General features: G+C 39.7%; 16 protein-coding genes and 2 tRNA genes. 15 read left to right on the plus strand and 3 right to left on the minus strand.

All coding sequences use genetic code 11. From position 1 onward, the window contains the following. Nucleotides 1–3 precede the first annotated feature (3 nt). The 7 genes from QYC40_RS07850 to QYC40_RS07880 all read left to right on the plus strand — a co-directional run bounded on the left by QYC40_RS07850 (nucleotide 4) and on the right by QYC40_RS07880 (nucleotide 6,040). Nucleotides 4–633 (plus strand): hypothetical protein, encoded by a 630-nt coding sequence (locus QYC40_RS07850; RefSeq protein WP_301993397.1) that lies wholly within the window; start codon nucleotides 4–6, stop codon nucleotides 631–633. 43 nt (nucleotides 634–676) lie between these two features. Then, nucleotides 677–1,243 (plus strand): NAD(P)H-dependent oxidoreductase, encoded by a 567-nt coding sequence (locus QYC40_RS07855; RefSeq protein ID WP_301993398.1) that lies wholly within the window; start codon nucleotides 677–679, stop codon nucleotides 1,241–1,243. A gap of 12 nt (nucleotides 1,244–1,255) precedes the next feature. Next, nucleotides 1,256–1,834 carry a DJ-1/PfpI family protein gene (locus QYC40_RS07860; RefSeq protein WP_301993399.1) on the plus strand — a complete coding sequence of 193 codons (579 nt, stop codon included), beginning with the start codon at nucleotides 1,256–1,258 and terminating at the stop codon, nucleotides 1,832–1,834. A gap of 15 nt (nucleotides 1,835–1,849) precedes the next feature. Further along, a complete protein-coding gene (locus QYC40_RS07865) occupies nucleotides 1,850–2,233 on the plus strand; it encodes a hypothetical protein (RefSeq protein ID WP_301993400.1) in 384 nt (127 codons plus the stop codon). Between the two features lie 65 nt (nucleotides 2,234–2,298). Beyond that, on the plus strand, nucleotides 2,299–4,398 hold the full coding sequence (gene ppk1, locus QYC40_RS07870) for a polyphosphate kinase 1 (protein ID WP_301993401.1): 2,100 nt from the start codon (nucleotides 2,299–2,301) through the stop codon (nucleotides 4,396–4,398). Between the two features lie 68 nt (nucleotides 4,399–4,466). Continuing rightward, on the plus strand, nucleotides 4,467–5,525 hold the full coding sequence (locus QYC40_RS07875) for a PA0069 family radical SAM protein (protein WP_301993402.1): 1,059 nt from the start codon (nucleotides 4,467–4,469) through the stop codon (nucleotides 5,523–5,525). A 116-nt stretch (nucleotides 5,526–5,641) separates the two neighbouring features. After that, a complete protein-coding gene (locus QYC40_RS07880; protein ID WP_301993404.1) occupies nucleotides 5,642–6,040 on the plus strand; it encodes a hypothetical protein in 399 nt (132 codons plus the stop codon). 86 nt (nucleotides 6,041–6,126) lie between these two features. On the opposite strand, the gene QYC40_RS07885 is transcribed toward QYC40_RS07880, so the two are convergent. Genes QYC40_RS07885 through QYC40_RS07895 form a run of 3 tightly spaced genes read right to left on the minus strand, consistent with a single transcriptional unit; the run spans nucleotide 6,127 to nucleotide 9,774 of the window. After that, nucleotides 6,127–6,726: a hypothetical protein gene (locus QYC40_RS07885; protein WP_301993405.1), complete on the minus strand. Its 600-nt coding sequence runs from the start codon at nucleotides 6,724–6,726 to the stop codon at nucleotides 6,127–6,129. After that, nucleotides 6,701–7,336: a DUF502 domain-containing protein gene (locus tag QYC40_RS07890; RefSeq protein WP_301993406.1), complete on the minus strand. Its 636-nt coding sequence runs from the start codon at nucleotides 7,334–7,336 to the stop codon at nucleotides 6,701–6,703. Before QYC40_RS07890 ends, QYC40_RS07885 begins: the two co-directional genes overlap by 26 nt. Nucleotides 7,337–7,338: 2 nt before the next feature. Beyond that, nucleotides 7,339–9,774, minus strand: a complete 2,436-nt coding sequence (locus QYC40_RS07895) for a bifunctional UDP-N-acetylmuramoyl-tripeptide:D-alanyl-D-alanine ligase/alanine racemase (RefSeq protein WP_301993407.1) — start codon at nucleotides 9,772–9,774, stop codon at nucleotides 7,339–7,341. A 69-nt stretch (nucleotides 9,775–9,843) separates the two neighbouring features. Here QYC40_RS07895 and QYC40_RS07900 point away from each other — a divergent pair, with 69 nt between their 5' ends. From QYC40_RS07900 to QYC40_RS07935, 8 genes are all read left to right on the plus strand, one after another. Further along, complete coding sequence (locus QYC40_RS07900; RefSeq protein WP_301993408.1) at nucleotides 9,844–10,320, plus strand: regulatory protein RecX; 477 nt, start codon at nucleotides 9,844–9,846, stop codon at nucleotides 10,318–10,320. Between the two features lie 174 nt (nucleotides 10,321–10,494). Beyond that, nucleotides 10,495–10,567 (plus strand) — tRNA-Gly (locus QYC40_RS07905). Nucleotides 10,568–10,572: 5 nt separating this feature from the next. Next, nucleotides 10,573–10,657: transfer RNA gene (locus QYC40_RS07910), tRNA-Leu, on the plus strand. A 168-nt stretch (nucleotides 10,658–10,825) separates the two neighbouring features. Then, entirely contained in the window at nucleotides 10,826–12,127 is a 1,302-nt protein-coding gene (locus QYC40_RS07915; RefSeq protein ID WP_301993409.1) for a hypothetical protein, read from the plus strand. Beyond that, complete coding sequence (locus QYC40_RS07920; RefSeq protein WP_301993410.1) at nucleotides 12,106–12,990, plus strand: decaprenyl-phosphate phosphoribosyltransferase; 885 nt, start codon at nucleotides 12,106–12,108, stop codon at nucleotides 12,988–12,990. The genes QYC40_RS07915 and QYC40_RS07920 overlap by 22 nt, the downstream gene beginning before the upstream one ends. After that, nucleotides 12,983–13,576 carry an HAD-IB family hydrolase gene (locus QYC40_RS07925; protein WP_301993411.1) on the plus strand — a complete coding sequence of 198 codons (594 nt, stop codon included), beginning with the start codon at nucleotides 12,983–12,985 and terminating at the stop codon, nucleotides 13,574–13,576. Before QYC40_RS07920 ends, QYC40_RS07925 begins: the two co-directional genes overlap by 8 nt. Beyond that, the gene (locus QYC40_RS07930; RefSeq protein WP_301993412.1) at nucleotides 13,573–13,923 is read left to right on the plus strand and encodes an EamA family transporter; all 351 of its coding nucleotides are present in this window, start codon (nucleotides 13,573–13,575) and stop codon (nucleotides 13,921–13,923) included. Before QYC40_RS07925 ends, QYC40_RS07930 begins: the two co-directional genes overlap by 4 nt. Before the next feature lie 117 nt (nucleotides 13,924–14,040). Continuing rightward, the gene (locus tag QYC40_RS07935; RefSeq protein ID WP_301993413.1) at nucleotides 14,041–15,048 is read left to right on the plus strand and encodes a LacI family DNA-binding transcriptional regulator; all 1,008 of its coding nucleotides are present in this window, start codon (nucleotides 14,041–14,043) and stop codon (nucleotides 15,046–15,048) included. Nucleotides 15,049–15,115: the final 67 nt, after the last annotated feature.

A 15,115-nucleotide genomic window follows, 5' to 3' on the forward strand; every position in this document is an offset into this window, starting at 1 on the left:
CGTATGAAATATTTAATATTAAGTTTAAGTATGTTGTTTTTGGGCTTGAATAGTCAGGCACAAACAACAGAACATATAACGAAATTAGAAGTCGGAAAAAAGAAGACTAAAAATTTCGTGAGCCGTGATTCTTCGATGATCGTTCGTATTGACACGTTGATCATGAAGGACAAAGCGAAGTTGGAATTCTTTGGTAAAAAGGACGTAAAACTGGAGATCGGTCATGCTATTATTGGTAAAAATGCGGTTATATCGGGTTCCGATGGAAAAAACAATGCGACGAACTTTGATATCAAAGTGAATCTGCAAGAGTTGGGATCGCTTTATGTGATTGCGCGCGGATGGGATGCGATGAACGGTACCAAAACATTCCCGAACGGAAACGGTGGTAAGGTAAATTTTGCCTATGCCAATTCAGGTATCAAACCACAGACGACCGATAAGAAAGGAAAAAACTATTTATTGATTGATGTACAACAAGGTGGACTTCGCGTAAACCCTACATCAGACTTACAACGTGTCTATTCACAGATTTCGATGTCTGGTCCGGGACTACGAGGTGTACCGCAGGGACAAGTATATTCAGGATCGCCTGGTACAAAGGGAAAAGTAGAAATTACAGCCTATGATTAATCATAGGCTTTTTTTATGCCTAATAAATCACTAAATTTAAGACATGAAAATATTGGCTTTCGCTGGTAGCAGCAGCAAAAACTCCATCAACAAGAAATTTATCACATCGGTTTCCAAATATTACAAAGAGAAAGACGATGTCATTGAAATATTAGATTTGAACGATTTTGAAATGCCTTTATTTTCTGTCGATCGCGAGCAGGAGATTGGCATTCCGGAAGCTGCGCATGCCTTTGCCGCTAAGATTGATTGGGCAGACTTGATATTGATTTCCTTAGCAGAACATAATGGTAACTACGCTACTGCTTATAAGAACATCTACGATTGGACGTCAAGAATCAAAGGTCGTAAACTATTTAACGGAAAAGCTGTTTTTCTATTAGCAACGAGCGATGGAAAAGGAGGCGGACAATGCATTTTAGATATAGCATCGGCACGCATGCCGAAAGATGGCGCGGATATTTTGGAGAGTTTTTCACTTCCGGAATACAGCAAGAATTTTAAAGAAGGCGTCGGCATCATTACGCCGCTATTTCGCAGTCAATTGGAGGCCAAAGTGCGCAAAACGAAGCGCATGATGGCAACAAAATTAACAGAGAACGATAATTAAAAATTAAATATCATGGCAAAGAAAGTATTATTATTAGTTGGAGACTATGTGGAAGATTATGAAGCAATGGTTCCCTTCCAAGCGATGGGTGCTGTAGGAATCGAAGTTGATGCTATAGCTCCGGATCGTAAAAAAGGTGATGTTGTGCCTACGGCAGTTCATGATTTTACCGGCGATCAGACGTATAAAGAACTTCGCGGTCACAATTTCGCAATTAATAAAGATTTTGATTCGGTAAATCCGGAAGATTACGATGGACTTTACATAGCTGGCGGCCGATCGGCTGAATATATTAGATTGAACAAGCGTGTTATTGAAATTACGAAGCACTTCTTCGAGAAGGATAAACCTGTTGCGGCAATCTGCCATGGTATACAAGTGTTAACGACGGCTCAGGTATTGAAAGGACGCACCTTGACGGCTTACGTCGCTGTAGGTCCGGATATCGAACTGGCTGGTGGTACTTGGAAGAACATTCCTGCCGACCAAGCGGTTGTTGATGGAAATTTAGTAACCTCACCAGCATGGCCAGGACATCAAGCAATCCTGAAGGAGTTCTACAAATTGTTAGGCATTCAAATTAGTTTATAATCGAGGTAGGCATAGATGGCGCAACAAAGAAGGAAGAAGGTTTGGTTTTTTGCCATTCCGCTCATTTGTTTATTAGGGTATTTTATTTGGGACGCATATTCGCAGCCCTCGATTAAAGATTTACCTGGAGATTTTGAAGAGGTCGCTTTTGTTCGAAATGAGCAAAATAAAGGTGGTATTATTCGAATCTATGCCGTAACGGTTGGCGATCCAATGAATGCACAATATGATCAATGTGCAGATCAATTTCCGACCAATGATTACGGTTCGGTCACTAAAGTTTACTTTTTCGATAAACACAAACCTTTTCCTACTACTTTAAATATTGAAGAGCCTCACTATGACGATAAGAAGTTTGAGGCAATAAATATTCAGAAAAGGTATGGTTCGCAGAAGTGATTTAATAATTTGATTTTATAAAGTTAACATAAAATTAACATAGCACCGATAATTTCGATGCTATTATGAGAGAACTAGAAATGGCAAAAAAATTTATCCCCAGGGATATTAGCTGGTTAAGTTTTAACGCTCGTGTGTTGCAAGAAGCGGCAGATACCGAAGTTCCATTGGAGCAACGCATTAAGTTTCTAGGTATCTTCTCGAATAATTTAGATGAGTTTTTTCGTGTTCGTGTAGCTGCACTGAAGCGCGCGGCCGAGATTAATACCAAAGAAGTATTGGGATCTTTTTATGAAGATCCCAATATTATTTTAGAACAGATAACGCATATCGTTATCAAACAGCAAAAGAAGTTTGATAAGATTTGGTTAGATGTTCAGAAAGAGATGGCTAAGCAGCGCGTCTTTATAAAAACTGCGGAGGACCTTTCGCAGGAACAGTTAGAATTTGTGAAAGACTACTTTGACCGGGAGGTGGAGAGCAGCATTATTCCGCTCCTTCTGGATGAGGTACGCCCCATGCCCTATCTTCGCGACAAAAGTCTTTATCTGGGTGTTGCTATGTATAAGAAGGACTGGCAATATCAGACGAAGTTTGCCATCATTGAATTACCTTCGAGCCAACACGGCCGATTTGTGATCCTTCCGGCACCTAAGAATCAGAAGCATATTATCTTAATTGAGGATGTTGTAAAAGTCAATTTACCTTACATCTTTTCCTACTTCGGTTTTGATGAATTTGTTGCGAACACTTTCAAAATCACGAAAGATGCGGAGTTTGATTTAGATAACGACGTGAATACGAGCTTTGTAGAAAAGATAACAAAAGGCGTAAAAAATAGACGCAAAGGCAAGCCGACGCGCTTTGTGTTTGATAAAGATATGGACCAGATGCTTCTGGAGTTTTTGATTCGGAAATTGGATCTTTCAAAACGCGACAGCATCATCCCAGGTCAGAAAATCCATAATTTCAAGCACTTCATGGACTTCCCAGATGTGTTCAGATCTTATAGAAGACCATTTGAGCGAACTTCATTTGAGCATCCTGATCTCTGCGATGTCGATCGTGTGACGGACGTTATCCTGAAAAAAGATGTGCTCCTCTCCTTTCCTTATCACCAGTTCAGGCCGATGATCGATCTATTGCGGGAGGCGGCTATGGATCCGGACGTGAAAACGATTAAGATTACAATCTATCGGATGGCTACAAATTCAAAAATCGCCAATGCCTTAGTAAATGCAGCGCGTAACGGGAAAGAAGTCACGGTGATGTTAGAGCTGAGAGCGCGTTTTGATGAAGAGCATAATCTGGATTGGAAAGACCGATTCGAAATGGAAGGCGTTAAAGTACTTGTTGGTATTCCGAACCGAAAAGTACATGCCAAACTCTGTATTATCAAAAAGCGGGTAGATAACAAAACCATTCAATATGGTTTCGTGAGTACCGGCAACATCAATGAAAAGACGGCGCGCATTTATGGCGACCACTGTTTGATGACGAGCAACAAGAGCGTGATGGCCGATATCAACAAGATATTCAATGCGCTGCAAAAGCCTAAGATGCCTTTAGAGAACACGATAAAAAATTGTAAAAGTTTACTGACCTGTCCTTTAGATATGCGTCAGCAGATTTTGCAGTTTATCGATAAAGAGATTCTGGAGGCCAAGGCTGGACGAAAAGCGCATGTTATCATCAAGATTAACTCGCTTAGTGACAAAGAATGTATCAAAAAATTATATGAAGCTGCAATTGCCGGCGTTAAGGTCGAGCTGATCGTGCGTGGTGTATATTGCGCAATCAATCAGAAAAAATTCAAAGAGCCATTATATGGTATCAGCATTGTAGATGAGTATTTAGAGCACGCCCGTGTACTCTATTTTTACGCCGCTGGGAAAGAGCTGACCTACATCTCTTCAGCCGATTTGATGACTCGGAATTTAGATTATCGTATCGAAGCAGCAGTAAAAATCAATAGTAAAAAATTGAAAACCGAGCTGAAAGATCTGTTACAAATTCAGTTGAAAGACAATGTGAAAGCCAGGATTTTCGACAACCTGCAAACCAATGAATATGTGACCAATAAGAAGCCTGCATATCGCTCGCAAATTGAAACTTTCATCTATCTGTATGCAAAAACCCGTAAGGATATCGCGGAAGCTATTTAAAATATGACATTGTAGCCTTGTTGTTTTACTAATATTTTTAGTATTTTAGAAAAATATTAGGAGGAAATATGGCTACTGAATTTATTCAAGGTCGTGGTGCACAGGAGAATGTATCGAACATTTTTTTTCAACAAAGCTACAGCAAGGACTTTATAGAGGGGATTGATGAATGGGAGGAGGAAAAGCCGCAAACTCATTTTACGATTGTTCATCCCAAAAGTTTCGTCAACAAAGTGACTAGCCCCGACGTGGGCATGGAATACTCGGCCAACCCCTACCAGGGCTGTGAACACGGTTGTATCTATTGCTATGCACGCAATTCGCATCAGTATTGGGGATACAGCGCGGGCCTGGACTTCGAGACGAAGATTATGGTCAAAGCGAATAGCGTGAAGCTATTCCGCGAGTTTATCAGTCGTAAGTCATGGACTGGGACACCTATTTCACTTTCTGGAAATACAGATTGCTATCAACCTTTAGAACGTAAGTTTCAATTGACGCGCGGAATTTTAAAAACGGCTAGCCAATATGGTCAGCCGGTCAGCATTATTACAAAGAACAGCTTAATATTGCGCGATGCGGATATTATCAGCGAACTTGCCAATAGAAATCTCTGTGTAGTCTATATTTCCATCAATTCTTTAACTGAGGAAACGCGCTTGAAGCTTGAACCTAGAACAGTAACTGCTAAACAGCGCTTGCATGTTATTGAGTCGTTATCAAAGTTGGGCGTTCCGGTGGGCATTATGTGTGCCCCTGTCATCCCGGGTTTGACCGATCATGAGATTCCTAATGTATTGAAGGCGGCTGCTAGTGCTGGGGCGAAATGGGCTGGCTATACAACCGTAAGATTGAATGGTGAGATTGGACAAATATTTGAGAATTGGCTACACAAGGCCTATCCGGATCGTGCGAATAAGATTTGGCATAGTATACAGAGTTGTCATCATGGAAAAGTGAATGATAGCGAGTTCGGAAACCGGATGAAAGGAACCGGAAAGCTAGCGCAAATGATTAAAGATAGCTTCCGTATGCACTGCAAACGCAATAAATTGAACGTAGAGCACTTTGAGTTTGACTGTTCACAGCTTATAAAAAACTCCGATCATCAGCTTAAATTGTTCTAAATTGAAAGCGTTAAGAAGTGTTAAAAAGAAAATGTAACAGCTATGTTGCAGACATAATGGCATCGTGTTTGGTTTAACAAGTACAATAACTATTAGAAAAACATAAATATTGTACTATGAAAAACACATTGAAATTATTAAGTCTTTTGTTTGTTGTCCTATTCACAGTTTCTGCTTGTTCGAAAGATGATGACCCGGTAGATAATGAATTGTTTACTGGAAACTATACGGGTGAGGTTGGTTACACCAATCTTTCTGATAACAGCAAGAATGTTGCTTACGGTCCTGGTTCTGTGCGCGTGTACAAAGTTGGAGACAAGTATTCGTTCGACTTCAAATCTGATAAAGGCAATATTCCTTCATTAACAGGAATCGTGATGCAAAAAGGAGATAACAACACCATTTTCTTTAATTCAGAGGCAATAGGGTCGATTACGATCTCAGAAAGCACTTTAGAAATTGCTTATACAAATCTGGATAAGAAAGAATCGTTTAGAGCAAGTTGCGATAGATAAAATTAGATATTAGATTATAGATATTAGATTTCAGACTGTTTGGTTAAACACCTCAAATCTAATATCTTATATCTAAAATCTAATGTCTAACATCTAATATCATTAACCCCCTTAAACAACATACTATTACTATTGAGGAATAGGCTGTGTTTATCGGGGTAATGAAATTTCAAGCGGTATTGAAGGTTGTTAATGTAGTCGTTTTCGGACTGATCTTTTAAATAATGGTTGACATGATTGCTTACTTCCAGCTTGATTTGATTGCTCGAACTACTTAACCGAATTTTAATTGGATGCGCAGGCATCGTATTATAACCATTAGTAAGCGCATTTTGAACCAATGGGAAGCAGAGTAATGCATGAACTTTCATTGAGGGATCTGCGATATTAAAATCAACTTTTACATGCAGTTCTTCATTTTGAAGTAAACCCCACAGAGAGATATAATATTCCAAGAGTGCTTTTTCTTCCGCAAGCGTATGCACGCTGTCCTTAGAAAGATTTTCTGTCAGTTTACACCAGTTAGAAAAGCGCTCATCCGTTACGACTGTTTTCTCTTTTTTTTCGAACAAATCCAAGAGTGCTGGATCGAGTTCGCTGATAAAATACGACTGCATTGCGCCATTAGACAACAACAAATCCTTTGATTCTTGAGATTGCTTATTGTTGCTTTTTTTCCAAAACATCTCTTCTCTTTGAAGGTTCAACGCCACTAACACCGCCCGACACAGCTAATTTCATAGCATCAGTGGCTGACATATTTAATTTATGAACTTTATCTGCGCTTATGATAGCAACCTGTCCTGCAACAGAATAAGAATATGGAAAGTAAACAATAACTTCACCTTCTAAGCCTATGCTGCTCAAGTCCTTTTGAGTTAGGAAGCCAACCTTCTTTAATCCAAAGTTGTTGACTTCGACCAATACCGGTTCATTGAATTTCTTTGCATCACCAACAAAGGCTTCGGTAAAGTCTTTGATGGAAGAATAAAGCGTATTGAATAGCGGTATTTTGTTAATGGTACGCGTCATCCAACTGCGGATTGGTGCTGTCACTAAGGTTGTAAAAATTAAGCCTACCAACGCAAGCAACAGGATGACCGATAGAATTCCTATTCCCGGGATATAGAGCGGATGTCCGGTTTCATCTTCAAGGAAGTGCTCAGTAATATTTAGCGCACCGTCCAAGGTCGCAACTAACCAAACAATCACGAAGATTGCTCCCGCAACGGGCGCAACGACCAAGGTTCCCTTGATTAAATAATAAAAGAATTGTTGAAAGAATTTACGTAGCATGTTTATTCAAAATAATAGACTCTCTTTACCCTACTAGAAATATTGACCAATAGTTCATACGGAATGGTGCCGATATCTCTTGCCGCTTGCATGATGTCTGGAAAAACCTCTACGGTATCCCCTTCTTTGACTTCAATATCCGTAACATCCAACATGCACATATCCATACAGATAGTGCCTACCGTTGGTACCAACTGATTATTGATTTTCATTTTTCCAATTCCGTTTCCAAATTTACGATTATATCCGTCAGCATACCCAATTTTAACCGTAGCAATTCTGCTATCACGTGTTAATACTCCTTTCCGATCATAGCCAACCGTCTCGGTTTTCGGTAAATCTTTCAATTGCGTTACGGTAGTTCGCAGCGTACTTACTTTCTCTAGAACGCTATTCCCGTTGTCCATATCAACACCATATAGTCCTATTCCTAGGCGAACCATATCAAAATGTGCTTGCGGCCAGCGTACAATTGCGGAGGTGTTCGCAACATGCTTGATGAAAGAATAGCCGATTCCTGCTTCTAACTTAGTAACACAGTTGTTGTAAGTATCGATTTGATACTGGGTAAAACTATCTTGATTAGGATCGCCGGATGCAACCAAATGCGTGAAGCAAGATTGTACTTTAACTTCCTTTTGTTGGTTCAAGCGTTCTATAAGTTCGTTCACTTCATTCGCTAAAAATCCTAATCGATGCATACCTGTATCCAACTTCACATGAATCTTATATCCTTCACGTTTATTGGACCTTAAGAATTCTATAAACTGATTAAGGAAACGCATGGAGTACACCTCTGGTTCCAAATCGTATTGTAGTAATGTCTGAAAAGTATCGCTGTCTGGACTCAAAACCATGATGGGTAATGCGATGCCACCCATCCTTAACTCAACACCTTCGTCAGCAAAAGCTACCGTTAGATAATCGACTTTGCTAAACTGCAACAGGTTGGCGACCTCGAAGCTTCCACTTCCGTAGGAGAACGCTTTGACCATCGCCATCAGCTTAACCTGATTGGGGATCATCGCACGATAGTGCATCAGATTATGCGAAAGTGCATTTAAGTTAATCTCCAGAACGGTACCATGTGATCTCAATGTCAGGCGTTGTACGACCTGTTCAAAGCGGAATGCACGCCCTCCCTTGATCAATATGGTTTCATCCTTGATATTTAAGCTCTCCAATTGCTGGAGTAAGTCTTCTGTAGTCGCAAACCGCAGTATGGCAGTCGTTGAAAGATCATCCAACCACTGATAATCCGGACCGACCCATATCATCCGGCTGATGGATGCGCGAGAAAGTATACCTAACAGCTTCTCTTGAAATTTTTCACTGACCGACAATCCTTCCATATCGGATAGAATTAACGTCTTCTTACTATGTTGGTTCTGCTGTGCTAGAAAATCTAATGATATCTGAAGCGAGGCTAAATCATTGGAATACGAGTCGTCGATTAAAGAACTGTTAGCTATACCCTTTTTAAGCTGCAGGCGCATTTCTAAAGGTCTTAATTGCTGCAAACGTTCAATAATCAACGGTTCAGCATAACCAAAATACATCATTGCCGTGAAGCAAGTCAAGACATTCTCGATGGAAGCTTTATCAGTAAATGGGATGTCGAACGTATGGATATTGCCATTCGATTTAATCGTTAGTTGGGTTCCTTTTCTTGAAGGTTCTTGATTCAACAATTGTATCTCATTGCTATCTTCCTCCCCCCACTGCAATAATTTTATATCTGCGGAGACTTGATCGGCATTTACATATTTCGAGCCAGCAATAAGGACTTTCGATCGTTGAAATAATTTCAATTTCTCTAATAACTTTGCCTGCTTCGAAATGAAGTTCTGCGCATGAGCTAGCCCAATATTGGTGAATATCCCTACCTCCGGCTGTATCAGAGCTTGCAAGCGCTCCATTTCTCCCGGCTCTGAAATACCCGCCTCAATCAATGCAAGGTCGTATTGCGAAGTCAAATTCCATAGCGATAATGCGACACCAAGCTGAGAGTTGTAGCTTTTAGGACTCTGATACACTTTCTTATCAATCGATAATAACTGGTACAGCCATTCTTTTACCACAGACTTCCCATTACTTCCCGCAATGCCAACCACCGTTCCATTAAAGGATAGCCTATGGTAGACAGCGAGGCGTTGCAATGCATCCAGTACATCCACAACAAACAGTACATTAACATCGGAAAGTGTCTCAAGGAAAGGCACGTTTTTGGAAACAACAAAACTACGAACTCCCCGCAGATAGGCATCATTAATGAAATCATGACCATCACGGGCGGCAGTAAGCGCAAAAAACAAGCTATGTTCAGGTTGATTAACCTTTCTACTGTCGTATACTAGCTCTGTAATTTGTTGATTATAATCCGCTATCCGAAAACTCTTTAACTCTAAAACTTCGCGTATTAAATCGATAGTATACATCTCATATTAAATAATGAACGAATTTCATCATTTTTTTTATAAGTTCATCATTTTTTGAACATTTGTGATATGGAAGATCAAACGGGAAAAACAAAGGTTCTAACTCCACTTCAGGCAAAGAGAAAAGCTGAAAGCTATTGCGCGTATCAGGAACGAGCACAACAAGAAGTTCGAGACAAACTTTATAGCTGGGGGCTCCACAGTAATGATGTCGAGCAAATAATTTCAGACTTAATCTCCGACAATTTCCTGAACGAAGAGCGTTTCGCTAAGGCTTTTGTATTAGGAAAATTCCGAATGAAAGGTTGGGGAAAAATAAAGATTGTTCAGCATTTAAAAGCAAAACGGGTTTCAAAGCCGCTAATCCAGATTGCACTTAGGGAAATCGATCTGGATGATTATGAAGCTAAGTTATCCGAACTAATTTCAAAAAAAGTTAATGTGGATGTCGCTTCCTTGAATTTAAAAGAAAAGGCGAAGCTGATCAGGTATCTGCAATCGAAAGGATATGAAAACGATTTGATATTTTCTAAAATTAAGGAATAACATTTCCGAATTGGAATCTATGCTCTTTACCGAAATCATTTTGATTTGATCCTATCGGATGATTTTTATTCAAAAAATATTACTTGAGTTCCAGCCAGTTGATGTCTGTCTGTGGACTTTTTTAAAAAATAATTTTAGGAATTGATTTTTCTCTCTATATTTGCACCACGTCAAGCGAAAGTAGCTCAGTTGGTAGAGCACAACCTTGCCAAGGTTGGGGTCGCGAGTTCGAATCTCGTCTTTCGCTCAGTTGCCTAGGTGGTGGAACTGGTAGACACGCAGGACTTAAAATCCTGTTCCCGTTAAGGGAGTGCGGGTTCGATTCCCGCCCTAGGTACTTGGAAAAAAGCTCATCAAATGATGAGCTTTTTTATTTTAGCCCCTCCATAACTTTTGTACATAAACCAAGACTATCAACTTTCATCTACAAACTTTTTACTGATAAGCATCCATATAAATTAAAGCCACTATCTTTGTCATCGCAATACCACGAGATTAATCGTTAATGAATTTTACAAAAGGTTTCGGAACAACACTCCTATACGCAGTCTTTTTCTTATACTTTATCTTTAGCTTACTGGCTCTTGCAACCGAGCTAAGAAATCCTCTTTGGGGCTCGGACGCGCTCTCAGAATGGTTGGTTAACTATCAGGGAGGTTTTGTGCGACGAGGCTTTGCCGGTGAGATACTATTCCAATTATACTCATTATTCAATATCAAACCCGAGATTATTATAATATCAATATCCTTGATATCAATGCTTTGGTTAAGCTGGATTTTTATAAAAACATTAGCTCGAGTTGGCATTCCACTCTATTATGCCGTTCTGCCTTTGGTTGGAGTAACGATATTCTACTATCACCCTCATTTCTCAGGCTTTCGTAAAGACCCTCTCTTATTATTGATTGTTTATTACTCCTTAAAACACCTCTTTAACTTCCAAAAAAGCAAAAAAATCATCAGCTTTATTTATTGGGAAATGCTTCTAATTCTTGGTGTATTTCTACATGAAGCATTTCTGTTTTACGGCGTTTTGATCCAATTAGCATTATTTTATTTCTCAGCAACCGCAGGAATTGCAATTAATTGGGTTAAAAAATCAGCAATGCTCCTCCCCCTTTTCATTGCAATCTTGGCAAACTTTCTAAACAAGGGTAATGAAGTCGTTGCGGAACGCATTTTTAATTCTTGGCGTCCTTACCTCGAATCACAATATGGTAATCAGGTATCCATAGATAAAATGCTATCAATTAAAGCCTTAGGATGGAAAACCATCGATACCATTAAATTTCACTTAGATCTAAACTTCTTTAAGACAGATAACTTCGGCATCCCTGCAGCATTCTTCTTTATATTGATTTTCTTCGTTGTAATCTATGTATTTGCAAACTGTAAGTTTAAGTTCAAAGATTTGTCGCAATTAGATAATTTCAACATATTCTTAACGATATGGCTTACTGTTTTTGTAGCGATGACACCACTCTTCAGCGTATTATCATGTGATTATTTAAGACTATTCGCTTACCTCAATTTCACGGCGATATTTGTATATGATAGATATGCGGGAATATTTTCTAGCGATGGCGGTATATTAAATACGATGAAGCCAATAGCTCGATCTGTTTCATCAATTCTTTACCATCCGCGACATAAGTGGATATTCCACAAATTCTTTTTTATAATTATTATTTTCCTTTTTCTAACTTATTCTCCAGCAGGTATTGAGTTAGATAGCGCCTTCACTGGGTCAATCTTTGGAAAATTCTATCAAAAAGCAAATAGATTATGGGAAATCTTATTGCATTAATAAGACCTAAACAGTGGACAAAAAACCTTTTTGTCTTCTTGCCGATTTTCTTCGCAGGCCAACTCGGTAATCAGGCATCATTAATAAACTGTCTTTTGGCGTTTGTTGCTTTCAGCTTTGCCGCGAGTGCCATATACTGTATCAATGATGTTTTAGATGTTGAGGAAGACCGTATACACCCTAAAAAATCAAAACGCCCGATAGCGTCAGGAGCCATTTCAATTCCTACTGCAATTGTCATATGCGTTGTATTAGTGAGTCTGTCATTTCTAATCGTATATCTCTTCTCCACGACCAACAAGATGCAACAAATGTTCATCCTTGCTTGTTATGTGGTTTTAAATCTGTTCTACTGTTTCTACCTAAAGAAAATAGCAATTATCGACGTCATGACGATTGCCACGGGCTTTGTGCTCCGACTAATCATTGGAGGCTTTGCAGCGGACGTTGAATTAACCCACTGGATTATCATCATGACTTACTTACTAACGCTCTTTATCGGGTTTGCGAAACGTCGTGATGATCTAGTCTTGCAGAAGAACAATGGCACAATACTTCGAAAAAACACAAATCGTTATAACCTAGAATTTATCAACCAAGTTTTATGCTTACTCGGAGGGATCACCATAGTCTGCTATATTATGTACACTGTTTCTCCGGAAGTAATTGCGCGCTTCAACTCTCCACATATCTATTTAACCACTATATTTGTGCTGGGAGGAATTGTGCGGTATCTTCAGCTGGCGCTTGTGGATGAAAAAACAGGAAGTCCAACCGAAATTCTGATAAAAGATAGATTTATACAAGCTAGCCTTGTACTTTGGATACTATCTTTCTACCTAATCATCTATTTAAATGGATAAAAAGCTTCTTGAGTTATTCGACTTTGACGGGACATTAACCAACAAGGATACTTTCGTTGATCTGATCAAGTTCCAATTTGGAGCCTCAAAGTTATTGCTAGGCTTTGGAATGTATCTACCCCATCTGCTCTTAATGAAACTGAAGCTTTATTCCAATTCGAAAACAAAGGAAAAGATATTCAAACACTTTTTCAAAGGAATGGATATCCATAGGTTCAACAAAATATGCCAATCTTACTGTGATAAGCGATTTGCGGAAATCATGCGCCCATCAGCATTGACATATATTGAAAATTCTGAGGCACAGAAAGCCATTGTATCAGCAAGCATTCATAATTGGGTGAAATGTTTCGCAGAGCGACTAAATATTGAAACTGTACTAGCTACGGAGATTGAAATCGATAAAGATGGAAAACTAACCGGAAACTTCTCCTCCAATAATTGTCATGGCGACGAGAAAGTTGTACGGATAAAAACATTAGAAATCGACCGTCCTTCCTACCAAATCACAGCCTTTGGTGATAGTAGCGGAGATAAGGCGATGTTAAATTACGCAGATAAAGGACACTATAACTATTTCAAATGAAAAGCTATTTAATCAGTCTGATCCTTAGCATCTCTCTTGGTGCGGTAGCTCAGCTCCTCCTCAAGAAAGCGGCATTATTATGCACGGCTACACAAGCAATCGACAAGTTTAAAGAGTTAAGCGCCACTCCTTTCTTATGGGGCGGCTTGCTCTGTTATGGCTTAAGCTTGGTATTTTGGCTAGATGTACTCTCCAAACTCGAGCTAAGTCGGGCATACCCCCTTGTCAGTTTAGGTTACATTGCTTCGCTGATTCTAGGATATTTCTTTCTTCAGGAACCGATCACTGTTTCAAAAGTTATAGGTATTGCATTGATCATCTCCGGGGTATATTTCATCGCTCGATAAATAAGGAAGTTGGTTATCTTGTTCTAAAATCGTCAGCATAACTATTCTCTCCTATCAGCAAGCTCTTGTAATCTTCCCTTAGGTTAGCTATCTTACAGCAAAACCTAGAAACTATTTATGATCAAGAAAGGATTTGGAATCAAGAATATTGCCGAAATGTTGGGCATCTCTGTTTCTACCGTATCCAGGGCCTTGCGCGATGCGCATGATATCAACCCGGAAACCAAAGAAAAAGTGCTCAAACTGGCTAAAGAACTCAATTTCAAACCCAATAAAAATGCCGCAGCCTTAGCGTCCGGAAGCACCAAAAACATCGGCGTTATTATCCCGTTTATTACCAATTACTATTTCAGCACGGTAATCTCCGGGATACAGGAAGCCGCTTTTCAACTCGGATACAACATCATTCTGTTTGTTACCAACGACGAGGAAGAACGCGAAAAACAACTCATCGAAAACCTGGATCTTGCAAGCCTCGACGGGCTTCTGATCTCCTTATCATCAAACTCCAGCAGTATTGAACACTTCGAAACATTAATCGATGGAGGGCTTCCTTTAGTATTCTTTGATCGTGTCCCTAATGAAATCAATGCTTCCAAAGTGATGCAAAGCGATTATGAAGGGGCGTTATTGGCGACAAGCCATCTGATTCGAAAAGGATATAAGCGAATAGCACACTTAGCAGGACCCGAAAGCCTCAAGTTCACACAGGAAAGATTAAGAGGTTTCCTAAGCGCATTGAAACAAGCCCAAATGCCGGTGCATGAAGAATACATAATCCATTCAGGGTTCTCATCGCAGCATGGATATGCCGATGTCCAGCAATTGCTGGCTTTAGAGGAACTTCCAGACGCGATATTCGCAGTCAATGACCGGAAGGCCATCGGCGCAATTCAAGCGCTCAAAGACGCTAAAAAGCTCGTTGGAAAGGAAATTGGCGTGGTTGGATTTACCAACGACCCTATGTGCACCGTCATCGAACCAAATTTGACGACGGTCGAAGAACCGGCTTTCCAAATTGGAGAACAGAGCTGCGAACTCCTGATTAAGCATATCAAAAATAAAGACTTCGAACCCCGTTCGGTACTTATCCCTTGCCGTTTAATTGAACGAGACTCTAGCTAAAACAATAGCCACTTCGCAAACGAAGTGGCTACCAACTATATGTTAATTAATCAATAAACCCAAGTCT

Origin of the sequence: Sphingobacterium sp. BN32 (assembly GCF_030503615.1) — a bacterium.
Lineage (GTDB): Bacteria > Bacteroidota > Bacteroidia > Sphingobacteriales > Sphingobacteriaceae > Sphingobacterium.